Source organism: Bradyrhizobium sp. WSM1743 (assembly GCF_000473065.1).
Lineage (GTDB): Bacteria > Pseudomonadota > Alphaproteobacteria > Rhizobiales > Xanthobacteraceae > Bradyrhizobium.
Map to the genome: position 1 here is coordinate 275,072 of NZ_AXAZ01000002.1, position 23,588 is coordinate 298,659.

The following is a 23,588-nucleotide window of genomic DNA, read 5'->3' on the forward strand; positions in this document are numbered from 1 at the left end:
GGATTGACGCGGCCGTCAAGATGGGTCAAGTGTTACGCCGGCAAGTTTGCCGGCGAGAGAGCTGCTGGATGATAACGACTGTTGATTTTTCTTTGTTTTCCGGCCCGACCCGCGAAGCGGAAACGATTGGCTTTCGGTTCGGAGCGAAGGGAACTCACACCAGCAGGACAATGATGCTGGAAGAGCTAAGTCGCGTGCTGGCGGCTGTTGGACAGAGTGCTCGGCGAACTGACTATGCGGCCGCAATCGTCGATGACAACTGCCTGTCAAAGCCAACCGCTTCTACGCGCAGACTCAGCAACCAAAGACTCGGCGAACTCTATGGTCTGGACCCTACAATCCCCCTCTTCCGGGTCCTCCGCAGGCTCTGGGACATAGGTACTGACGGGCGGCCGCTTCTCGCACTTTTAGCAGCGATCGCCAGAGACCCGTTACTGGCTGCGACTTGTCCCGCAATTGTCCCTATGCCAGCCAGCGCTGAGCTTCATCGTGATGCGCTGAAGCGGGCCCTTCAAGCCACCGTCGAAGATCGACTGAGCGATAGCACCCTGGAGAAGGTCTGTCGCAACGCGGCGAGCACTTGGGCGCAATCAGGTCACCTGGAGGGCCGCACCTTTAAGAAGCGACGAATGGTGGAGCCGTCAACGGCCGCGGTCGCTTTCGCCATTTACTTGGCCCATGCTGCCGGCTTCCGAGGCGCCGAGATCTTCGCGTGCGGGTGGTTGAAGGTACTTGACTGCGACCCATCCCGAGCACGCGAAGTCGCGCTTGATGCAAAGCGGTCTGGCTTGCTCGACTTGCGAATGGCGGGTGACGTCGTCGAGCTCAATCTGGCACGCCTCGATCCTTACACCGAGAGGGCATGATCATGGCGCGCATTGAGGATCTCGCGGAGCGCTACGGACGTCACATCGCCACCCCGTGGCAGCGCACTGTCGCCGGCGCACAGCGAGTTCTGATGGTGGTGTATGACAAAGAGCTTGAACGCACCTTGCGCGCACGCCTCCTAGCATTCGAAACTGTCACCCGCGAGGCGGGACACGACTGGCGTCAAATAGACCTTTCCGGTGCCTTCGCAGAGTGGATGGCCGCTGACGACTATCGCGATGAATACTTCCGATCGCCGGAGGATCTTCAGCTAAAGCTGGATGCAGAGTTTCCCGAGTTCGTAGCGGAACGTATCCGGGCAGAACTTGAGAAGCCCGATGTCAACTCCAATTCGGTCGTCGCCGTTCTAGGCGTGGGCTCCCTATTTGGGCTTGCTCGAATCTCGCAAGTGCTGAAGCTCCTTGAGGCCGATGTTCGGGGGCGCCTCGTCGTATTTTTCCCAGGTCAGTTTGAGCGCAACAACTACCGGCTGCTCGATGCGCGCGACGGTTGGAATTACCTCGCCGTGCCCATCACCTTGCACGGTGAAGGAGGACCGCTATGAAAATCAAAGATGCCCTACAGCGCGATCCGGGCTCCCATCCCCTGGTAAACCAAGGCCAGGCAAGGATTTCGGACAGCCGAAACGAACGTGCTCAATCCGAGCTACGGGGAGAACTCGAGACGTTCGTTTGCGAAGGGCAATATGCGGAAGGCGTGCAAAAGATAATCCGTTCCTTCCTCGACAATATCGGAAAGACTAGTCAACGCGGCGCTTGGGTCAGTGGCTTTTTCGGCAGTGGTAAATCCCACCTTCTGAAGATGCTCTGCCACCTCTGGCAAGACACGAGCTTTCCGGACGGCGCAATGGCTCGAAGCCTTGTGCAATCAATGCCGGAAGACCTTCGTGACTTACTTCGAGAACTTGACACTGCAGGAAAACGAGCTGGCGGGCTCCTCGCTGCCGCTGGCGCACTACCTAGCGGTACTACCGATAACGTGCGCCTGACGATACTTTCCATTCTGCTTCGAGCTGTCGGACTTCCTGAGCAATACCCACAGGCGCGCTTCTGTCTATGGCTGCATGCGCAGGGCCAGTACGACAAGCTGAAAGCGACCGTCGAAGCAACCGGCAAGGCCTTTGAACGTGAACTCAATAATCTCTACGTGAGCAGCCAAATCGCCCGCGCAGTGATGGCGATCGACACCAACTTCGCCGCAAGCGAAGCAGAAGCAAAACAGCTACTAAAGGCGCAGTTTCCGCCCCAACCCTCCGACATCACGACGGAGCAATTCCTTTCGGTCGCCAAGGACGCGCTTAGGCTTAGAGCCAAAGATGGCCGGCTTCCCTGTACGTTGCTCATTCTCGACGAAGCGCAACAATACATCGGCGACTCGCAGCAGCGTGCGTCGCTTCTTACTGAGGTCACGGAAGCGATCTCAAAGCAGCTCGATAGCCATGTGATGGTCGTGGCGGCCGGCCAAAGCGCGCTAACCGAAATTCAGCTTCTGACCTACTTGCTCGACCGCTTCACCATTCGGGTCCCACTATCGGACGCAGAAGTCGAAACGGTCACCCGTAAGGTGCTGCTGCAAAAAAAGCCAACGGCTGTTGCGAAGGTACGTGCCCTGCTCGAGAAGCATGCGGGCGAGGTGTCGCGCCAACTTCAAGGCACACGCATCGGCGAAACGATCGAGGATCGTGCAATCATCGTTGATGACTATCCGGTACTGCCGGTTCGGCGGCGCTTTTGGGAGAACTGCTTCCGCCAGATTGACGCGGCCGGCACAAGCAGTCAGCTCCGCTCACAATTGCGTATCATACATGACGCGGTCGCCAAGCTCTCAGAGCGACCTCTTGGTTCGGTTGTGCCCGCCGACGAACTCTTCGAAGCGCTCGCACCAGAGATGGTGAACACGGGTGTGCTGCTGCGCGAGATTAACGAGCGCATCATCATGATTGGACGGACGGAAGGCGCTATCGCGCAGCGTATTTGCGGTCTCGTCTTTTTGATCGGCAAGCTTAAGCGAGAGGTCGGCGCCGATATCGGTGTTCGCGCGACGAAGGATCACATAGCGGACCTGCTGATCGATGACTTGGCAGCGGACAACGGTAAACTGCGGTCCGATGTTGAGGACAAGCTGAGAAAATTGGCCGACCAGGGGATGTTGATGCTGGTCGGCGATGAGTATCGACTTCAAACCAGAGAGGGTAGTGACTGGGACCGCGAATTCCGCAATCGGCAAACCAAGCTCAACAACGACGATGCGGCGATCCAGTTTAAGCGCGATCAGCTTATATATGGGGATATCGACAAAGCGATCCGCGCAATCCGAGTCACTCAAGGGGCGGCTAAAGAACCGCGCCAATTTCTGATCCACCGAGAACAGGACGCGCCAGCAGTCGACGGCAGCAGCGTTCCAGTCTGGATTCGCGATGGCTGGTCTTGCGCCGAGAAAGATGTCCTGGACGCGGCGCGTTCCGCCGGTACCGACAGTCCGATCCTGTTTGCATTTATTCCACGACAGTCGGCCGACGACGTTCGACGGTTGATCGTCGAGGCCGATGCCGCTCAGCAAACGCTCGATGCCAAAGGCAATCCAACGACAGCGGAAGGCCAAGAAGCCCGTCAAAGCATGGACAGTCGCCGCGCACGCGCCATGGGCGATCGCGACCGGTTGATCCGGGACGTCGTGGCCAATACCAAGGTATTTCAGGGCGGCGGAAGTGAGGTGATGCTTGGCTCGCTGGATGAGCGGATCAAAACCGCCACGGAGGCGTCGCTACTTCGGATGTTCCCGCGCTTCAAGGATGCGGATTCGGCGACCTGGGAAGCAGTTATCAAGCGTGCCCGCGAGGGCGCAGACCATCCATTTCAACCAACGGGTCACACTGATGCTACTGAGAAGCATGCTGTTTGCCAGCAGGTGGTCGCTACGATCGGCGCTGGCAAATTTGGATCGGACGTCCGCAAGACGCTCGGAGGATCACCATTCGGCTGGCCCCGCGACGCCGTCGATGCCGCACTGATCGCGCTTCACCGGCTGCAGCACGTTGCGGCGACGCTAAACGGACAGGCTGTTCCTCTTGGCCAGCTCGATCAGAACAAGATCGCCAAAGCCGAATTTCGCGTCGAGCATGCGACGCTGTCTGTTAGTGACAGGCTAATCCTGCGCAAACTATTCCAGGGCCTCGGTCAGTCGTGCAAGAGCGGTGAAGAGGCCGCGCGAGCCAACGAATTCCTGACCAGCCTCATTGCGCTGGCGACGGCCGCCGGCGGAGAGGCTCCGCTCCCATCGACCCCTGTGGTCACCGACATCGAAGACGTCCAACGGCTGATTGGGAATGAGCAACTGGTCGCCATCAGGAACAAGGCGGGCGAATGGGAGGACAGAATAAAAGCGTGGAGTGGAACGCGTGACCTGATCGCAAGGCGCCTCCCCACTTGGGCAATCGTTGGCCGCCTTGCAAAACACGCCGCTGAGATCCCTAACGCGAAACCGCACCTAGACCAGATCGACGCGATCCGCTCGCAGCGTCTTCTTCTGGAGGCCACCGACCCAGCCAACACGGTGCGTCAAGCTCTTGCCGCTCTTCTGCGCGAGGCCGTTCAGAGGTGCCATGCTGCTTATGAAGTCGCATTCGCCGCCGCCAATGAGACGCTGGCAACGAATGACATCTGGGCGAGACTGAAGCCATCCGATCAAGATAGCATCAAATCGGCGATCGGCCTCACTGCGCCAGCCAGGCCGGAGGTGGCAACGGATGAGTCGCTGACTGACACGTTGGATCGCAAGCCGCTTTCCGGTTTCCAGGCCGAGGTCGACGCCATTGCCGGCCGAATCAATCAGGCAATAGAGCGCGCGGCTCGACTGCTCGAACCGAAGGTTCAGACTGTAACGCTTGAGCGTTCGACGCTTCGAAATCAGGCTGAGGTCGAAAGTTGGATCGACCGGCAGAAGACGATGCTGCTATCCAAGGTCGCTAACGGCCCTGTGTTGGTGAACTAGGGAGCGCACGCGATGGCATCCCTTGAGCGGGCCCTACGCAAAGATCTTGAGACAACCGTTAAGAAGGCGCGGCGTGTGGCTGAGGCCGGCGCCCGCAAGACTGTCGCGCAGCTTGGCGTGGGTGAGACCGAAGCACCGAAACACCTCTCCGCCGAGCAGCGCACGCTCCGCACTCGCCTTCGCGCCCATGGCCGACAACTGGGAGACCGGCGCGATATAAGGACGGGAGCACAGGACACAACACACCTCGTGCAAGAATGCGCGTACGAGCACTGGCACCGCATGCTCTTTGCGCGCTTCCTCGCGGAAGCCAATCTCCTAATCGAACCGGCCTCCGGCGTTGCCATCACGCTCGATGAAGCGCAGGAGCTCGCTCGCGAAAGGGCGACTGACTGGCTCGAATTGGCAAGCGACTATGCCGAGCGAATGCTGCCACAAATCTTCCGCAAAGAGGATCCGGTGTTGCACATCGCACTTCCGCCGGAAACACGGTCTGAATTGGAGGACCTATTAAAGGGCCTGTCAAAGCCGATCTTCGAAGCGGAGGACAGCCTCGGTTGGGTCTACCAATTCTGGCAGGCGGATAAGAAGGAAGAGGTCAACAAATCTGAAGTGAAGATTGGCGCGGACGAGCTGCCGGCCGTCACACAGTTATTCACTGAAGACTATATGGTTCTCTTCTTGCTCCATAACACGCTTGGTGCCTGGTGGGCCGGCAAGGTATTGGCTGCGAACCCGAGCCTTGCGACGTCGGCGCGGGACGAAGCAGCATTGCGAGCCGCCTGCAAGGCAGGGGATACAGATTGGACCTATCTCCGGTTTATTCGTGGCAAGGGGGAGAACGGTGCGGAAGGGCGGTGGCGCCCAGCAGCCGGCGAGTTCGAGGACTGGCCAAAGGCCGCGAAGGATCTCACGGTGCTCGATCCTTGCATGGGCTCGGGTCATTTTCTGGTCTTCGCGCTGCCAATTCTTGTCGCCTTTCGTAGAGCGGAGGAAGGTCTATCGCAGCCCGGCGCGATTGAAGCCGTGTTGCGCGACAATTTGTTTGGACTAGAAATCGACCCCCGTTGCACGCAGATCGCAGCCTTCAATCTTGCCTTCGCGGCCTGGCGAAGGATAGGCTATCGACCATTGCCACAACTGAATCTCGCCTGTTCGGGTCTCGCCATTGGCGTAACGAAGGCGGAATGGCTGAAGCTAGCGGAAAAAGCGGTGACTGCGGCCGATCCGGCAGCGAAGCGTGACCTGCTTGGGACAGAGCAGACTCTGCTGACGGTCGGGCTTGAGGAGCGGGTCAAGAATGGCCTTGAAGCTCTTTACGATCTGTTTGCCAAGGCACCCTGGCTGGGCAGCCTCATCAATCCGCGTCGCGCTGGCGCTGACATTCTTCGCGAGGGCTTCGATAGATTGGAGCCACTGTTGGCTTCGATCTTTGCTGCAGCCGATACTGATGATGTACGCGAGATGGCGGTGGCGGCACAAGGTATGGCAAGGGCAGCTCAGCTGCTAAGCAGCAAGTTCACCTTAGTATGTACTAACGTGCCGTACCTCGGTTGGGGCAAGCAAGACGAGCTCCTGCAAGATTTTTGCCTACGAGAGCATGCGGAAGCGAAACCCGATCTCTCTACCTGCTTTGTAGAACGCAACCTACACTTTACGCTGGAGGGCGGAACGTCTGCGGCCGTCACCCCACAAAACTGGCTCTTCTTGAGTAGCTATAAAAAACTTCGGAGAAAGCTTCTCCGCATAGCGAAATTTGACGTCGTCAGCGATCTCGGGCCGGCGGCCTTTAACGAGATGAACTGGTGGGCCGCTCGCACTGCTCTTGTCGTCTACAGCAACAAAAAGCCGACGGATAAGCATCGATATCTGGCAGTGTACGCTGACACAGGACGAGACTTGCACGCAAAGCCAGCCGTCCTTGCAAACGGAGAGGCCCGCCATATAGATCAAGGCGTTCAGGCAACAACCAAAGACGCTACGATCGCTGTATTTGCGGCGAGTGACTCTGATCTTCTCGGATCATATGCGGATTGCTTTCAAGGAATATCGCCGGGCGATAGCAGCAGGCTCGTCGCTTGTTTCTGGGAGATCGATGCGACATCTCCAAAATGGAAGTTCTTCCAATCTCCACCAGAAACGACGATCGACTTCGGCGGTCGCGTCGACGTCATAGATTGGGACAGCATCCAGGCTGGGTTTGAAGCTGCCGCTGTGCGTGGTACCGAAGCTTGGGGTCACCGAGGCATCGCAATAGGTCAGATGCGGCACATTCCCGCTACGCTCTATTCTGGTGAGCTTTTCTCAAATTCAACGCCAGTGATTGTACCAAAGGTTGATGCGGTCCTTCCAGCCATCTGGGCATTTTGCAAGAGCGCCGACTTCCATGACGAATTGAGAAAGGTCAATCCAAAAGTAAGTGTAGACAATGGATACGTTCAGAAAGTGCCGTTCAACCTTGCGCATTGGCAAAAACGTGCTGATGAAGAATTTGCCGGAAAGATTCCGGCACCAAACACTGATGATCCGACACAATGGATATTTTGTGGACGACCCGAACGCTCAAAGACTCCACTTCAAGTCGCGCTAGCACGGTTGATGGGTTACCAGTGGCCGCGCGGAAAAGGAGTCGGCTTCTCTGATTGTCCCGCTATTGGGCAAGATGACCTCGAGAATCTGGGTAACCTTGATGGTATTGTTTGCCTCACTGCTACAAAGGGTGAACCGCCGGCCGAGCAGCGCCTGAACTCTCTCCTCGCCAAGGCTTACGATCCAAATTGGTCCGCCACTAAACTAGCAAGCCTATTGAACGAAACCGGATATGCGGGCAAGTCGCTCGACGACTGGCTCCGCGATGGATTCTTCGCGCAGCATTGCGAGCTGTTCCAGCAGCGGCCTTTCATTTGGCATATCTGGGATGGGAGGCGCGACGGCTTCCACGCTCTCATCAACTATCACCGGCTCGCCGCACCGAACGGGGAAGGTAGGCGTACACTGGAGAAGCTGATTTATTCCTATCTCGGCGACTGGATTGATCGGCAGCGGGCCGAACAGCGGGCCAACATCGAGGGCGCGGACGCACGGCTGGCTCACGCTGAGCATTTGAGAACAGAACTCATCAAGATACTTGAGGGAGAGCCGCCCTATGACATCTTCGTACGATGGAAAGAGCTGCATGAGCAGCCGCTTGGCTGGGATCCAGACATCAATGACGGCGTGCGAATGAACATTCGTCCATTTATGACTGCCCGAACGCTGAACGGGCGCGGCGCCGGCGGTTGTATCCTGCGCAGCCAGCCGAAGATTAGGTGGGACAAGGATCGCGGCAAAGAGCCGACCCGATCTAAGGCCGACTATCCGTGGTTTTGGAGCTGGGACGAGTCGACTTCGGACTTCGCTGGCGGGGCGCAATTCGATGGGAACCGGTGGAACGACCTCCACTACAGTCGAGCTACTAAAACGTTGGCTCGTGGTCGCCACCACTCGTCAGTGGGAGGCAAGGCTTGATCCACTCGGCTCGCCAGACACTCATCGATGCGCTGCAGGAGTCTTTCTCTGGCGCGTTGAAGTCGCCCGATGGCACGGCCGCACCGGTTGCGTTGCTTTGGACAGATGCAGACGGGCAGTGGCGGCCGCTCATTCCGGGGCTGATGAAGGTATTGCCCGAGCTTTACGCCCTCGCTCCGTTTGCGCCTAGAGAGCGGCAGGGGCCGGTGATCTGGCTTAAGTGTATCGTCGAGCGGACTTTGCCTAATGACTCGCCAGCGGCCGGGGTAGTCCCGATCATCTATTTGCCGAATGTGAGCCGGCAGGACCTCCGAGCTGGCGGAGATTGCCCCGCTCATCTGCAGCCTCTCATCGAGCTACAATATCGCGGCGCGGTTTGGCACCAACGCAACGGACGAGATTGGACGGTGGAAGCATTCCTGACGTCAGACGATGGAGTTGGGCTCGACATCGCGAGGGACAACCGCACGCGGGAATCCATGCTGCGGGCGTTGGCATTGTTGGCGTCCGAGCCAATCTCGAGCCTTCGTGGGCGCCGCCTGGAGGCTGATGATTTCGACAGGCTGGCCATTGGCGATCCGGTCCGCGATCTGCTCGGCTGGATGAGCGATAAAGACGGGTTCGAAGGTCGCTGCGATCCAAATCGCTGGGCAACCTTTAAAGATGTTTGCTGGCGTGAATTTGGATTCGATCCTGACGAGGACGGAATTCAATGGGCGGCCGATGCGCTGCTTCATGGCGGTGGTAGATGGGACGACGTTTGGAGGCGATTTTGCGATGCTCCACGCCTTTATCCAGGCGTGTCGGCCGTGTTGCGCCAGGCCCACCCGCGCGATTTGCTTGGCCTTGCCGATCATTCCCGCCGACCGAGCCTCAATCAGGAACAGGAAGATCGACTCCGCAGAGACCTTGAGGTCACCCTCTCCCTCCCACACGCCCAGGCCTGCGAAACTATCGAGAAACTCGAGGATGAGCACAAAGAACGACGCAGCTGGGTTTGGGCACTGCTTGGTGAGAGCCCTTATGCGTTGGCTCTTGAACCGCTTGGTCGACTGGCGAGAATTGCCAAGTCCACGCTCGGCGGCGCAACGGCTGAAGTCATGGCCGCAGACTATGCGTCTCAGGGCTGGCGTTGCGACCGCGCGGCGATGGAAGCGCTTGGCCGTCTGAAGCAAGGTGCTGAAAATAGCCTGATTACTAAGGTCGTGCGGACGCTCTACGAACCTTGGCTCGATCGCTCTGCGCGGCGATTTCAGGAGCTCATGTCTGCACCTGGTGTGGATCCGCACAAGCTGACTACGGCCGTCAATGCGGAACGAGAAACCTGCGTGCTGTTCGCCGACGGACTTCGCTTCGACGTGGGCGCGATACTACACGAACGCTTGGAAGCTCAAGGCTTTCGAGCGCGGATTTCGCATCGGATCGCGCCAATTCCAACTGTTACGGCGACGGCGAAGCCCATAGCGTCTCCGGCGCATGGATCGTGTTCTGGCAAAGCCGATGCCGACGATTTCGCCCCTATCATCACGTCGAGCAATCAGCTGGCGAGTGCCTCTCGGTTACGAGACGTGATGGCGCGAGCTGGTGTCGAAATACTCGACCAGGATCAATCGAGAATGACCCTGAGTGGGGATGGTGGCGGCTGGACCGAGAGCGGCAAGCTCGACGCTCTTGGGCACTCGCTCGATACTCTTCTTGTTCGTCAGATTGATCCGGAGATCGACTCCCTCCTTGATCGCATCAGCGGTTTGCTCAGTGCCGGATGGAGCAAAGTTCGTGTCGTAACGGACCACGGGTGGCTTCTTCTTCCCGGCGGCTTGCCGAAGATTGAGCTCTCCCCTCACCTGGTTGCGACCAAGTGGTCCCGATGCGCCGCCGTCAGAGGTAGCTCTGCCCCGAACATTCCTACCTATCCCTGGTATTGGAATCCACTGCTGCGCATCGCTTCACCACCGGGCATCGGCGCCTTCATGGCGAACTCTGAGTACGCACACGGAGGAATCAGCCTTCAAGAATGTGTCGTTCCCGAGCTGGTCGTGGAGCGCGGTGAGGAGGCCGTGACTGCTACGATCGCAGAGATTAGCTGGCGCGGCATGAGATGCAGGGTGACTGTAAAATCTAACGCCAAAGCCTTGCAAGTGGACCTGCGCCTCAATTGGAAACAGGCCGACTCGAGCATCGTCGTGGCAGTCAAAGAATTGGGAAGCAACGGCGAAGCGAGCCTTGCTGTATCGGACGACAAACACGAGGGAGCCGCGGCCTCGGTCGTCGTCACGGATATTGTGGGACGGGTGCTCGATTCCAAGCCGACAACCGTCGGAGAAGATGCATGAGCATTGAACTCGATGAACTCGACAATTTGGCGGCGTCGGCCTTCGACGGATACCTCGTCCGCAAGGATCTCGTGCGCAAATACTCCCGCCAGTACCCGGTTCCAACCTATGTGGTCGAGTTTCTGCTCGGGCGCTATTGTGCCAGCGTCAACGAAAGCGAGATAGTGGAAGGGCTAGAGATCGTTGAAAAGCAACTCAAAGATCGAACCGTCCGCACGGGTGAGGAAGAACTATTCAAGGCTCGCGCCAAGGAGACGGGGTCAGTAAAGATCATCGACATTTTGCGTGCCAAGCTCGACCCAAAAAACGACTGCTATGTCGCGGAACTTCCCAGCTTGAATTTGCGTGACGTCCGCATTGACGATCAACTCGTGCGCGACAATGAGCGGATGTTGACAGACGGCTTCTATGGTGAGGTTACGCTCGCCTACGACGGAATTATTGCTCAGGAAAAAGGCGGTCGCCCGTTCGGAATATCTTCTGTTCGTCCCATTCAGATGTCTAAGGCGGACGTGCTCGACGTCTATGCCAAGGCCCGTCGAAGCTTCAGCACCGATCGATGGATCGATTTCTTGTTGCGTTCAATCGGGCTTGAGCCAGCGGCTTTCAACGAGCGCGCGAAGCGTGTCGTCCTTCTGCGCATGGTTCCTTTCGTCGAACGGAACTATAATCTCATCGAGCTCGGGCCGCGCGGGACTGGCAAAAGTCATTTGTTTCAGCAGATATCGCCTTATGCTCATCTAATTTCGGGAGGCAAGGCCACGGTCGCAAAGATGTTCGTCAACAATGCGAACGGACAACGCGGGTTGGTTTGCCAATATGATGTCGTCTGCTTCGATGAAGTTTCTGGGATTTCCTTCGACCAGAAGGACGGCGTCAACATCATGAAAGGTTACATGGCTTCGGGCCAATTCAGTCGCGGCAAAGAGAGCATCCGTGCTGAAGGCAGCATTGTTATGGTAGGGAATCTGGATGTCGATGTAGAGCAACAGCAGAAGGTCGGTCACCTCCTGAGCCCCATGCCCCCCGAGATGCGCGATGATACGGCATTCATGGATCGGATTCATGCCTACGCGCCAGGCTGGGACTATCCGAAGTTAAAGCCGAGTGAGCACCTGACGGATCACTTTGGTCTTGTCAGCGATTTCCTCAGTGAATGTTGGACCCGGCTGCGGGCCTCCAACCGGGCTTCTGTGCTACAGGGTCGTATTCATCTGGGCGGCGCCCTCAGTGGTCGAGATCTCGAAGCGGTCAACAAGACTGTCAGCGGACTGATAAAGCTACTATTTCCAGCTCCAGACATGTCGGTCCCAGACCAGGACCTCGAGTGGATCGTTCGGATAGCGTTGGAGTCACGGCGCCGCGTCAAAGAGCAACAGCGACGCGTCTTCAAGAGCGAATTTCGGAATACGCATTTCAGCTACGTTTTAGGGCCAGACGGCACTGAGCAGTTCGTGTCGACTCCTGAATTGCATAGCGATGAAGCGATCGAGAGCGATCCGTTGCCGCCTGGTCAAGTTTGGGGTGTCAGCTTGGGAGCAGGCGAAGCGGGCCCGGGGCTCTACCGGATTGACGTGACCTGCGGACCCGGCGGCGGGGTCAAGATCTTAAATCAGCCTACGCCACCAGCCTTTCGTGAAAGCGTGCGCGTCGGCGAACAGAATCTTTACGTCAGGTCGAAGGAATTGGTCGGCGACCGAAACCCGCGCGAGGAGGAATTCTCAGTTCAGATGCGGCCGATGGATGCAGACAAAACCGGAGCTGGGCTGGGAATTCCGGTTTTGGTCGCCTTGTGTGGCGGTGTGCTTGGCCGGAACACGCGTGGCGGAATGATCGTCGTAGGTGCTCTCAATCTTGGCGGCTCAATCGATATGGTTCCGAACGCAGTACGAATTGCTGAACTCGCGATCGACAAACAGGCTCAGACGCTCCTCATGCCGGTCTCCGCACGTCGGCAGCTGAATGACCTCCCCGACGACCTTTGGACGAAGATCAGCATCGAGTTTTACAAGGATGGTCCTGATGCCGTATTTAAGGCGCTTATGGAATGAAGGCACTCGCGGGCTCGACGCCCGGTCATGTGAAAATTGCCTATCGCTGCTTTCCCGTTCGATCCGAAAGTGACCTAAGGAACAACGCGTCCCCTTGATGGCGCAGGGCGGGATATTTCATACCCGCGACATGCGTGCTGCTATGATCGAGATGTTATCTCGCCCTCCAGCATCAAGGGCCAACCTCAGCAATCTGCGAACGCACCGCTCCAAGTCTTGCTCTTCCGCAATCGTCGAACTGACGAGCTTCTCCGGGACCATGTCTGTCAGGCCGTCGCTGCAGATCAACAAGGTATCCTCCGCGTCTAAAATTGAGGTCGTACCGACGTGCGGACGGATCGTAGTTTTTGCAGTTCTACCACCAAGTGACTGGGTGATCTGATGCGACAGCCGCTTCGTTCGGGGTCCCGTACCTAACGGCACGTCATCATGGCTCAATCTGATCAGCTCACCTCGCAAATGTCGATACACTCGGCTGTCTCCAACGTTGAAGTAGACGATCTCGTCCTCTCCGACGGCTACCCCCGCGATGGTCGTACCCATTCCCCTAGAAGACGGAGTACGCTCCATCGCGTCGTATATGGCATCATTAGCAAAGTGAATCGCATTCTCCCACCGCCACAGCTCAGTGCCGCTGGGAGACATCTGAAGTATGGCCGAAAGCGCAGTCCTACTGGCCAAAGCTCCGTTTCGGTGTCCACCCATGCCATCCGCGACGATCAGAAGGCCAATATGAATTGGCAGCGTAAATCGCTCCGGGCCGAACTCCCCCTCGGAAATCAGATCCGTTCCAATCAGCACAGCATCCTCGTTGATCTTCCTGACAAGACCGACGTTCGTCAAAGCAGCAACTTCAAGCGAAGGCATGCCTCTATTCGCTCTTTTCCTGTCGTCCCGCGGTACCATCGAGTCTTCTGGTGAAATCACGCACTAGATCAGGCTGCTGCAGGACATAGCCGACCACGTGCGCGAAGGAGCGCACCTTACCAAGATTGCCCAACATCGGCCGGTTGCTAATTAGCGCGAATTTTTCGTCGCAGACGAGGTGATGGAATTGGCTCCCCCGTCCACCGGTCGTAATCTGAAGATTTGGATATCGTTTGTTCAAACGCTCGAGTTCAATTGCCGGAGACTCGGGCTTGGGAGGTTCTCTCAACGTGAGTATGACGCGTACACCACGACTCAACAGCTCCTCGAGCCTTTTAAGGAACAAGGGATCGACCACGGAGCGATCGACGATCCGGCTTGAGGCAAAGAGCTGGCTGTCGCATCGCTCGAACGCTGCTTCGAGCAATTCGGCTATTTCAAACGGCGCAATTGGACGCGCGGCGAAAGCCGCAAGCTCCGCCTCTGCGTCCGCCAGCGCTTGTGCGGCAAGTGCGACCCCTTCGCGATCGTCCGCCCCCCGCGACGGATCAATTGCGGACTGCCGCTCGGCTTTTGTCAGCGCAGCCTGATGCTTGATCCGGGCAAGCGATACGGCCAGCCGTTTATCCTCCAGCGACTCCTGCTCGGCGACCTTCTTCAAGATATCGGTTCCCAGATAGCGTCTGAGATCGCTGAGCGCAGCCGACTCGTCGATGGCTTTGAGGAAGCCCATCTTCTTCGGTCCGCCGCGCTCCGCGAAGGCATGCTCGAGAGCTTCGTTCCTGGCCTCGTCCACGATGAACGCGATCTGTATCTCGGACGACCTGTACTTCTTGTAAACCAGTGCCACTCCCGGTCTGTAGAGCCTCACACGGCGAACAATCCTCTTCAACCGTAGTATGTCACGCCCCAGGGCATCTCGTCCCCCCGCTTGTTGGGCCAGCACCTGAAGGACGTCCGGCAGTGCTATCTGCTCGATCTCCGGTCCCTCCGCAGGATACGGCCGGATCTCTATCACCCTTTTCGCATCGATGTTCGCCGGCGTCAGCAACTGTTCAGGCGGAAGTCTGACAGGCTTGAGAAGCAATCGATCATACAGGAACACAAGCATTTCGTCCTGCGGCGCGGACTCCATCGCCTTGTCGAGCACCTCGCGACCGCGCGAGGTCAAACCTACGGAGCCTTCTTCGGCGCTCGTGATGTAGCGGTCGCTTCGAAGCTGATCGAGGGACGCCATGACTGTTGTCACGTCAATGCCGAGAAAGCCGCCTACCTCCGGCGCACTCGTCAGGCCGAGCGCCACGCATCTCATCACGAACTCCTTTATTGGAGGAATTCCGTGATGCACCATTGTGATCGCGTCGACCGTCAGGCGGTAGAGTGGAAGGGCGACTTCCGCGTAGTCGATCAGATCATAGCCGTGCCGGCGCTCGAACCGCCTTGCGACGTCGCTTGCGTTCATCGCGCCACCCTTCTTTCGCAACTATCGGTATTGGCGTCGATGAAATCGAGTACTTTCCTGAATGGGTTCTCGCCTTCCGCCTGCCGGCAAAACTCGTCGTCGCCGACGATCACCAATGCGCTCTTGCCCCTGGACAGGGCGACGTTCAGTCTCGGCTTCTCGCGCAGAAATCCGAGGCGTCCTTCACGGTTGGACCGAACCACGCTGTAGATGCAGACCTCTGCTTCACTGCCTTGAAAGGCGTCGACCGTACTGCATGTGATCTTCAGGCCCGACCACTCGTGGGTGCGGTCGCGGATGGCGTCCTGCAGTGCCTTCACCTGGGCGACATAGCCGGCAATGACCGCGACGTCGTAGGTCGCCTTCCTCTTCTTGGCCAGAAAGTCGATCTGCTGAAGCAAGTCCCTGATGATCCTGCACTCCGCCTCGTTTCGGAAGCTTTGGCCTCGACGTGCCTCGCGAAAGTCGGAAGTTTCCGTCGTCGAAAGCCACGTGACCGGTTTCGGAAGGGTGCCCGGAAAGGTGACATCCGGTTTTACTTTAGGGCTGTTCAGTTTTCCTCCGTAGAACACCTCGCTGATCAGGTTTCCTATAGGCTGCACCATCCTATGTTGGTTCGTTAGCAGGGCCACGGAATGCTCCGGAAGGCTCGACAAGAAGCGGTCGAGCAGCGTCTGCCTCACCTCTGCTTCGTCAAACTCTTCCAGACGTGTTATGGCGTCGTTTTCAAAGAACGGCGGGAGTTGGGCCGGATCGCCTACAAGGATCCACTTGCGGCCGCGAGCCATCGGGACCAGGATCTCCGTGGCGGTCGCTTTCGAGGCCTCGTCCACGATGCAAAGGTCGTAGGCCACTTCGGCCATCCCGCGGACGCTCGCCATTCCGATACACGTTCCGGCAACGACCTGAGCCGAGGCCAGCATCGCAGCGTGGAAATCCGATGATCTTCCGACGCGGAGCAGCCAATCCTCCTGCAGTTCGAGTAAGTCCCTGAAATGCTTCGCTTCGTCGGTATCGCCGAGGAGCATCGACGACCAATCCCGCAACTCCTTCGTTTCGGAGCGCGTCGAGAGTTCAGTTCCGTAGCCGCCAGACTGGCTCAGGCGGGCCCTCACCTCCTCGATATCCGCTCGGACGCGTGCGAGCGCACTACGGAATGCTCCAGCTGCTTCCTGGGCCTCGATGGCGGCGGCGTCCGTGCCCGCAGAGGCGGAAGTACCGGTTTCCATCAGGGTCTTCTCGGCCTGTGCGGCTACCGATTTGACACGGTCGTCGGCCCTAGAAAGTGACTCCTTGATATTCGACTCCTGCTGGAGCAGAAGCAGCAATCGCTCGACTAGCATACCTACTTCGATGTTAGACCGATCGATGCCCTTCGATTTCGCCAATTCGGCGATGAAGGCGCGTGCCCGCTCGCGCACCGTTTCAGACCAGACCTGGGCCTTGCGATCGAGGATGAGGTCCCGACAGGAGGCGCTGACCTTAAGGTCATCAAGCCTTCCGATCCTAACGATATCGATGGTGGGCTGTCGCCCCCGCACCCGATCGATGACATTGTCCAACGCCACGTGCGTTTGCGACGACAGAAGGATGCGATGCTGCGGGTTCCGGAGCAGATACTGGATAATGATCTCCTCGATCAGCCTCGTCTTTCCGGTGCCCGGGGGGCCTTGGATCGCCAAGATGTCCTGCAGCCCTAGGGCCCTCGACAGGATCTCCTGCTTTTCCAGGTCGAACGAACCCGCGGTGGCAGGTGGGACGGTCAAGGCAGTCGCTGGTCGTGCCGCCAAGGGCTCGACCAGCAGGGACTTTAGTCTTGAGCTCGCCGCCCGATCGTAGTTGATGGAATCGAGCGCTCTGCGCTGCCGCTCGATGGCCTTTTCTGCTGCCATCGTGTTGAGCTCGAGGCGTCCCTGTCGTGGGATCAAACTAGAGTCGCCGAAAGTCGCTATGACCACGACTTCTTGAAGATTGACGTCAACGATGTCGCAAAAGACATGTGCGCCGGACGCGGTTTTGATCACGCGCGATTGGCCGATCAACTCGAGGCCTACGGGCAGTTCGGTCGACAACGTTACCGCATTATCCGTGCGCTTCGCGTCTATGTAGACGATTGCATTTTCGCGACTCTCCTCGTAATCAGCCTTGTTGCGAAGGAACGAATACCATAGCCGAAATACCCGCTCGCGCCGCTGGGCAATCGCTCGCTCTCTCCTCTCCTGCTCGAACGCCTCTATCTGAAAAACGAGCTCCCGGACTTCCTCGGTTGCTTGCACGACATCCGGTGGATCTCCGAAGGAAAACATCACCGGCGCGCGAAAGCACAACTCTCGCTCACGCTCGACGTTGGCTGCTCCTGCTTGCCGTGCCCTTCGGAGGGACCATCGCTCGCTGTTCTTAGAAAACCTACGGGCCTCGAACGTCCAGGTCACCGCAGTAATACGGAGCAGCTCGTCGGTGCCCTCTTTCGCGGGGACATACTGCAACCCGACTTCCACCTCGTGCAATTCGTCCAGGACGAACGTCTCGGCTTCCCTAGGATCGCTCCGATCGATCTGCCGTAGAATGCGCTGCATGCACTCAGCTTCGAGCCGAATGTAGCAAGTGAATGCTGGTCGTGATTTCGCTGCCGATACGGCGGCAATCGCGTCGAGGTCCGCCAGCAGGCCGCTCGCGAGGGGAGGCCGCTCGGAAGGAATGTGCGAGAGCGCCAGCTGCAACAACGATGAAGGGACCGCACTCTGGTCCAGACTCGCGAGCAGCTCGGACAGCTCGCCGTAGTCGGCCGGCATCTTCCCGGACAGACAATATACCGCCACGGCAGCCCACGAGAAGCAATCCCGAGAACAGCTCCATTCTCCTCCGTCGTCTTCGGGGGGAGTGAACGGAGCCGAACGGAACTGCGCGAAAGTCAATCCGAGGGACGGTCGCTCGAACTGCTTTGCTATGCCATAGTCGGAGAGTTTCGGTACGTCTTTATCATCGATAAGGATGTTCTGAGGCTTTATGTCACGATGATTCCACCCTCGGTTCTGAGCATAGACCAACGCATCCAGTATGGGACGGCCTATGGACGGATAGAACTCCCGCCATTCCAGTGGCCCGCGTCGCGCAATGAGATCGACGAGGTTGGTCGGCACCCATTCTAGGACCATGTAGAAGCCGGCCTCATCAGCTCCGGCGTCCAGCAGCTCCACGATATTAGGATGCTGGCAGAGCTCGTTTAGGGCGGCGTACTCCCGATTGAAGCTATCCTTGAAGCGGAGATCATTGTCACCGCCTCCTGCCTTCATTCTCTTGATCGCGCAAAACCGACTAGTATGCAGGTCGACCGCCTTGCTGACGGTCGACATGCCCCCGTGCCTGATGGGGTCCTTGGTGAGAGCGTAGCGGCCGTCAATGATGCGCGGCGCTGCGGCCTGATCGAAGCTCGAACTCAACTGCTGGAGGGCCCCCGAACCCGCCTGAAGGAAAAAACCACCTCCGATTGAGGCTCACTATTTCTCCCTTATTTTGATTGGCGCTACAAGTCACTGCAAAGCCTTTGTGGCGAAAGTCTACATCCTAAGTCTGACCAGTGCGGAGCCCGTGTGGCTGTATTCGGATCCTTGTTCGCCGTTGAGAGGACGACGGCAAAGCGCTCGAAGAAGGTGAGACTGTCGAGCCAATCACCTCCAAACCGCGAACCGGCAAACCGCACCAGTTTCGCACCAGAAACGACATCATCGAAACGCAACAAACGCGATCGAACGCCGGCGAAACCGCAGCAAAATCAACGAAGGTAATCGATAGTCTGCCGCTCATAACGGTCTGGTTGCAGGTTCGAGTCCTGCCGGGCCCACCAGCCTTCGCTCGCTTCGCGAGGTTCGGCTGGGCGAGCCGCTGCCACGAACCGCAGCGAAGCGAACGAAGGCTGTCACGCCGAAGCCCACCGGGCGAAGGCGGACTGGATCCGAAGAAATGTGTTGGGATCCACCGCTTGCGCTCGATGATAGGCTGTGTGCACCGTCACCGTAATCCACCCGCACCACCGACACCCAACCATGACGAATCGTTATGGCTTGTCCAGCGTCACTCGGAGGAGCCTCCAAGCTCCCGAAACCCTACGGTCAGCGTCTTGCCGTTGATTAGGCGCGGGAGTTTTCGCTCTCCCCACACGGATCGCGAGCGCCGTCAATATTCAGTTCGGCTACTCGAACCAACGCGCATTTCCCCGCCCGTAACGCCGGATGAGGGCCTTGTCGCTTCCAGCAATGAATGTTGCAGACATCAGACCTTGGCGGCGATCCCGGCCTTTGAGACGAAGTTTGGCGACCTTCCGGAAGTCGGGCGTGCAAATCCAAGCGTCTCCGCCATCTTCCAGCTCAACCCTGTAAAGCCCGTCTGCCGGTCGCTCTTCAAACTCATCCAGCTCAAGCACAATTTCACTTATCTCGCCGGTTTTCGCTCCTACACGGAGGGTTTCATCTGTAAATCGTTGCCACAAGGCTGCCGTCTCAGGCGTTGGCCAGTCGCCGTGCTCCGTCAGTGCTTTGACCTCAGCGCTTTCCATCCATTCCTTCATGCCTCTTAGATCGACGAATAGCGCTTCTCCGGTGTTCACCGCGGCAATTGCCGCACGCCGGGACGGCAATCCGGCCCGGATTAACAGCGCCATCATGTATCGAGCCACGCCCGTTTCGAGTGTCGCCGCCCCACCGCCTGAGATGATATCAGCCTCCCAGCCAAGCGATGCGCGTCGGGTCCGCAAAGCCTCCATCGCCCAGACGAGTCGGTAGGTAAATGCGTCTTCGACCACACCCATATTGTCTGTACCGATCGTGTTCACATCGATTCCGGTTACCCACTGCCGCAACAGATCCCGCCAGTTGGGCGGCAGCGCATTCTTGGCTTCAGGCACGAATGGCCGAAGAACAAGAAGACGCTCCGCGAGACCGACCAGCGCCGCGATCAACTGTTCCTGATTCCCCACCAACGCGGCATGATCGGCCTGATCGATTAGGACGTTCAGCTGACCTGCCATGGCGTCGAGAGCCATGCCTGCTTCCAATCCCACGCCCAAAGCGAAGTGGCCCCGACGCGCGGGCGCGGTGGTCGTTCGCCAAATGAGCTGAGCGCGCGCCTGAAGTATCCAACGGTGCCATTCTTGTAGTTCGGCCCCTCGGTCACGGCGACGAAGTTGCCGCGCCCAGAGGGACCCTTGTAGCGCTTCATCGAGCAGGCGAGGCAGGTCCGCACTGTCGGCATCAAGTGCTTCGATCAGACCAAAGACAGTCGCGTCGAGCTTTTCCACGAGTTGCGGCAGCGGCTCGCCTTCGTCACCGTCAATGACCGGCCCTTCAGCGTTCCATGGATCGCGGGAATTGGCGAGGAACTCGAATGCGTCAGCCCGATTCAAAACTCCCTGAGCGGAAAACTTCTGCAGAATTGCATTCACGATCTGGATCAGACCGCTCTCCAACGTTCGGCTTCTTGCTGAGGCCACCAGATTGCGCCACTCCTGAAGCCGCCATTCACCTCCAGCATGCATGACATGAACGACGAGCCCCTCAACGTCGACAAAAGCGCGGCCGGCCCGACCTGCCACGTTCGCGAACTCCTCGCCCGTGATGATATTTCCTGAACGGTGAAGTATCGGCACCAACATCACCGCTGCGTTCAGATTGAGTCCCTGAGACAGCGTCGGTGACGCAACCGTGACCTTGATCGTGCCGCGGGAGAGCAAAAGCTCCAGCTCGCGCAAGAACGGATTGGGAAGGCCGCCGTGATGAATGGCTACTCCAATTTGCAAGCACTCCACCACACAATGATTGTCGCCAAGCCATTCTTTCCCTACTTCAATGGCGCGCTGGATGGCATCTGGATCATCAAGCAGCGAAGGTAAATAGCCACGCTGGACGAGTTCTAAAGCGGCCTTCCCGTAACCTTCAACCCAGTTTGCCTGCGTGATAAAGATTAGAGTTCGCTTTCCTTGTTCGGCGAACTTCCAAGCCGCGAAAACCGACAGGTCTTTTTCTTCTCGCGGTCGTGATCGGCGTTCGGGACGACGGGCGGGAACTTCTTCAACAAAGCGGGAAATGAATGGCACTTCGGCTCGAGAGTCGAAATACAACTGAGCACCAGCAGGTTTAAACGGCGTCGCGGTCCGCCAAATGAGATGACCGAAGCGCTGCCGTGTTGGACGCCACGGAAAAACCACCGGCCCGCCGGGCTGGTCGCCCCTTATCCAAGCGGTGAGATCGTTTAGCTGATCGCCCTCCGGCAATATCGCCGATAAGCAGACAATTCGGCGTGTTGCGGCATCTGCCCGACGGAGCAAACGTTGGACGAGCGTCTCGTAACGAATTTCGCGCTCGGTCGGCCCGATCATGTGGCCCTCATCGAGTACGATCAGACCGACATCATCGATAATGTCCGGATTGTTACGAAGCGCGAAATCCAATTTTTCCGGGGTGCTGATGACGATGTTCTTCGAACGCAAGGCGTCTTCATCGGACTCTGAAACGCCACTTGCGCCGTAAAGTGATGAAACTGAAAAGCCGAGCGGCCCAAAGGTGTTTCGGAATGAACGTTCTGTTTGCGCTGACAAAGCCCGTAGTGGCGTAACAACTAGTACTCGATTAGCCCGCGATAGGGTCATCAATGCGCAAATTTCAGCGATCCTTGTCTTTCCGGCGCTTGTCGGCAGCGCAACCACGAGATCATCGTCGACATCGGTCGAACGCTGCGCAGCTTCAAGCTGCGATGGCCACAGCTCGACTTCGGAGACTTTGCGAGCATACAACGACGATATGAAGCGCTCACGCAACATGCCGTAAGCGCCTTCTGCGCCGACGGGAGGCACTAGCGGCAGGCGGCGATGCAAGGAATGCTCCCAAAGGTCATCAATGAAACTGCGGGTCAGCCGGATGATCCACCATAACGAAACGGCTCCGGCATTGGCGGCGAGGCTCTGTCCGGTCCCGAGAATCGCGGCGGCTCGCTCAACAAGTCCTGCGTCACCTGTCTGTAAGGCAAAATCGAAGTAAGCGAGCGCACGGCACACAGTCGCATTGAGAATGATCGAAAGCGCCTCATCCGGTTCTTCTCCATCATCCTCCAGCATACCAGTGATTGCCGCGTCGTCATGATCATCCGATATCAAATACTCCCGAGTGAATCCACGAAGCGCAATCAGATCGCGGAGCACAAGCAGCATCAGTGCCTGCTCTGCCGCATTCACGTTCGCATTTTGCAATGGACGCAACAGTGAATACGCGATCGCTGAGTAACTAGCGAGATGATAAGATGCGGCTGCGAGGATTCGGTAAAACCCCGTCTCCGGCGCATCTGGTCTACCGTTCGTCGTTATCGCCTCGAAGGCCCGCGCGGCTCGATCGAACGCGCGGCGTGTTTCGTTCGTAGACCCAACTCTCTCTCGCATCGATAACGCTATTCGCAAAAGCGAAAACCCGTACTCGGCAAGATCGGTTTCGATGCCTTCACCCAAGGGAGGCGCATCAGCCGGCAAGACGCCGTCCTGACGAAACAGCGCCCACGCTGCTCCCCGAATAAGAAGCTGGACCCTCGCTCCATCGTCGCCAAGCTCGCCGAGGAGTGCTTGCAACTCGTCAATCGTCTCCAATATCGCCCGCCTGCTCGTAAACTTCCGTTATGAAGTCCTGATGATCCTCAATATGCAGGTTGACGACCAATTGCCGCCGCGTTTGGTCCAACCCTTCATAGTCAGTGACAAGAGCTTGCGGAGCTCCATTCCCTGACATTGTGAACATGACGTGATCGATACGAGAAGGCGGCAAGGCGTGTCTTGCGACCTCGCGTCGAATAACTTTTCCAAGCACCTCATCGCTTCCGCCGCGTTCCATCATCCGATCGGCAACGAATAGCAAGGACGCCGGCGTGCAGCGTCCATCATCACGATCTAGTGCAGTTCTTGCGGACTCGATCGTAGCTTTTCCCAGCGTTCTCCTGCTTTTCGACTCGCCCTTCAAAAGGCGAAGGCGATCGGTTGCTTCGTTGTAGCGGATGCCGATAAAGTCATCCCCGCGCAAGGCGACCTCGCGTCCATCCTTAAACCTCATGCGGCGGACAGGGACACTGAACCCCAGTTCTTCTTCGGTGAGCTCTGATGCAAGTATCTCTCCAAGGTCGCCCGAGCGCGCTTTCTTTCCTCGCGGAAGTCTTTCGCGAAGTATCGCAGACGCGTCTTCATATCCAAGTTCTTCAACGTCCTCCGCTATTCTTTCCAGCGCGTCGTAATGCGAGCGCACAGTCTCAGCGAGAGACTCCGCAATTGCTTCGCGGCCATCCTCTTTCTCCGTCAGCTTCCAAAGACGCTTCTTATCGTCCTCTTCTTCGTCGTTGTCGCACCAGTCCTCAAACAGCGGCATTCTCGACCCATATCGGTTGTTCGGTAATATGGTCAGACAAAGGAAGACCCGTAGCAATTTGACCCCTCGCGCTCAAGTCGCCAGCGCTTCCGGGACAGCC

11 protein-coding genes are annotated in these 23,588 nt (G+C 57.9%); 6 read left to right on the forward strand and 5 right to left on the reverse strand.

What is annotated here, in order from left to right:
* Positions 1-68 precede the first annotated feature (68 nt).
* Genes YU9_RS0103430 through brxL form a run of 6 tightly spaced genes read left to right on the forward strand, consistent with a single transcriptional unit; the run spans position 69 to position 12,769 of the window.
* Positions 69-866 carry a hypothetical protein gene (locus YU9_RS0103430; protein ID WP_027571502.1) on the forward strand — a complete coding sequence of 266 codons (798 nt, stop codon included), beginning with the start codon at positions 69-71 and terminating at the stop codon, positions 864-866.
* Positions 863-1,432 carry a BREX protein BrxB domain-containing protein gene (locus tag YU9_RS0103435; RefSeq protein ID WP_245266295.1) on the forward strand — a complete coding sequence of 190 codons (570 nt, stop codon included), beginning with the start codon at positions 863-865 and terminating at the stop codon, positions 1,430-1,432. Before YU9_RS0103430 ends, YU9_RS0103435 begins: the two co-directional genes overlap by 4 nt.
* Entirely contained in the window at positions 1,429-4,878 is a 3,450-nt protein-coding gene (gene brxC / locus YU9_RS0103440; protein WP_027571504.1) for a BREX system P-loop protein BrxC, read from the forward strand. The genes YU9_RS0103435 and brxC overlap by 4 nt, the downstream gene beginning before the upstream one ends.
* A 12-nt stretch (positions 4,879-4,890) precedes the next feature.
* Positions 4,891-8,385, forward strand: coding sequence for an Eco57I restriction-modification methylase domain-containing protein (locus YU9_RS0103445; RefSeq protein WP_027571505.1), 3,495 nt, complete (start codon positions 4,891-4,893; stop codon positions 8,383-8,385).
* Complete coding sequence (gene pglZ / locus YU9_RS0103450; RefSeq protein ID WP_027571506.1) at positions 8,382-10,718, forward strand: BREX-1 system phosphatase PglZ type B; 2,337 nt, start codon at positions 8,382-8,384, stop codon at positions 10,716-10,718. The genes YU9_RS0103445 and pglZ overlap by 4 nt, the downstream gene beginning before the upstream one ends.
* Positions 10,715-12,769, forward strand: a complete 2,055-nt coding sequence (gene brxL / locus YU9_RS0103455; RefSeq protein ID WP_036016902.1) for a BREX system Lon protease-like protein BrxL — start codon at positions 10,715-10,717, stop codon at positions 12,767-12,769. The genes pglZ and brxL overlap by 4 nt, the downstream gene beginning before the upstream one ends.
* Before the next feature lie 117 nt (positions 12,770-12,886).
* Here the strand turns inward: brxL and YU9_RS0103460 are convergent, their stop codons facing one another.
* From YU9_RS0103460 to YU9_RS0103480, 5 genes are all read right to left on the reverse strand, one after another.
* On the reverse strand, positions 12,887-13,636 hold the full coding sequence (locus YU9_RS0103460; protein ID WP_027571508.1) for a PP2C family serine/threonine-protein phosphatase: 750 nt from the start codon (positions 13,634-13,636) through the stop codon (positions 12,887-12,889).
* Positions 13,637-13,640: 4 nt separating this feature from the next.
* The gene (locus tag YU9_RS0103465) at positions 13,641-15,098 is read right to left on the reverse strand and encodes a hypothetical protein (protein WP_027571509.1); all 1,458 of its coding nucleotides are present in this window, start codon (positions 15,096-15,098) and stop codon (positions 13,641-13,643) included.
* Complete coding sequence (locus tag YU9_RS0103470; RefSeq protein ID WP_156951649.1) at positions 15,095-18,451, reverse strand: AAA domain-containing protein; 3,357 nt, start codon at positions 18,449-18,451, stop codon at positions 15,095-15,097. Before YU9_RS0103470 ends, YU9_RS0103465 begins: the two co-directional genes overlap by 4 nt.
* 836 nt (positions 18,452-19,287) lie before the next feature.
* Positions 19,288-22,722, reverse strand: a complete 3,435-nt coding sequence (locus tag YU9_RS40890) for a DEAD/DEAH box helicase (RefSeq protein ID WP_051380327.1) — start codon at positions 22,720-22,722, stop codon at positions 19,288-19,290.
* Complete coding sequence (locus tag YU9_RS0103480) at positions 22,709-23,488, reverse strand: Hachiman antiphage defense system protein HamA (protein ID WP_027571511.1); 780 nt, start codon at positions 23,486-23,488, stop codon at positions 22,709-22,711. Before YU9_RS0103480 ends, YU9_RS40890 begins: the two co-directional genes overlap by 14 nt.
* Positions 23,489-23,588 lie beyond the last annotated feature (100 nt).

Bases quoted from the DNA above. Each gene is read 5' to 3' on its own strand.
- brxL (WP_036016902.1), top strand. From the start codon at position 10,715: ATGAGCATTGAACTCGATGAACTCGACAATTTGGCGGCGTCGGCCTTC.
- YU9_RS0103465 (WP_027571509.1), bottom strand. From the start codon at position 15,098: ATGAACGCAAGCGACGTCGCAAGGCGGTTCGAGCGCCGGCACGGCTAT.
- brxC (WP_027571504.1), top strand. From the start codon at position 1,429: ATGAAAATCAAAGATGCCCTACAGCGCGATCCGGGCTCCCATCCCCTG.
- YU9_RS0103460 (WP_027571508.1), bottom strand. From the start codon at position 13,636: ATGCCTTCGCTTGAAGTTGCTGCTTTGACGAACGTCGGTCTTGTCAGG.
- YU9_RS0103480 (WP_027571511.1), bottom strand. From the start codon at position 23,488: ATGCCGCTGTTTGAGGACTGGTGCGACAACGACGAAGAAGAGGACGAT.
- YU9_RS0103445 (WP_027571505.1), top strand. From the start codon at position 4,891: ATGGCATCCCTTGAGCGGGCCCTACGCAAAGATCTTGAGACAACCGTT.
- YU9_RS0103470 (WP_156951649.1), bottom strand. From the start codon at position 18,451: ATGTCGACCGTCAGCAAGGCGGTCGACCTGCATACTAGTCGGTTTTGC.
- YU9_RS0103430 (WP_027571502.1), top strand. From the start codon at position 69: ATGATAACGACTGTTGATTTTTCTTTGTTTTCCGGCCCGACCCGCGAA.
- YU9_RS0103435 (WP_245266295.1), top strand. From the start codon at position 863: ATGATCATGGCGCGCATTGAGGATCTCGCGGAGCGCTACGGACGTCAC.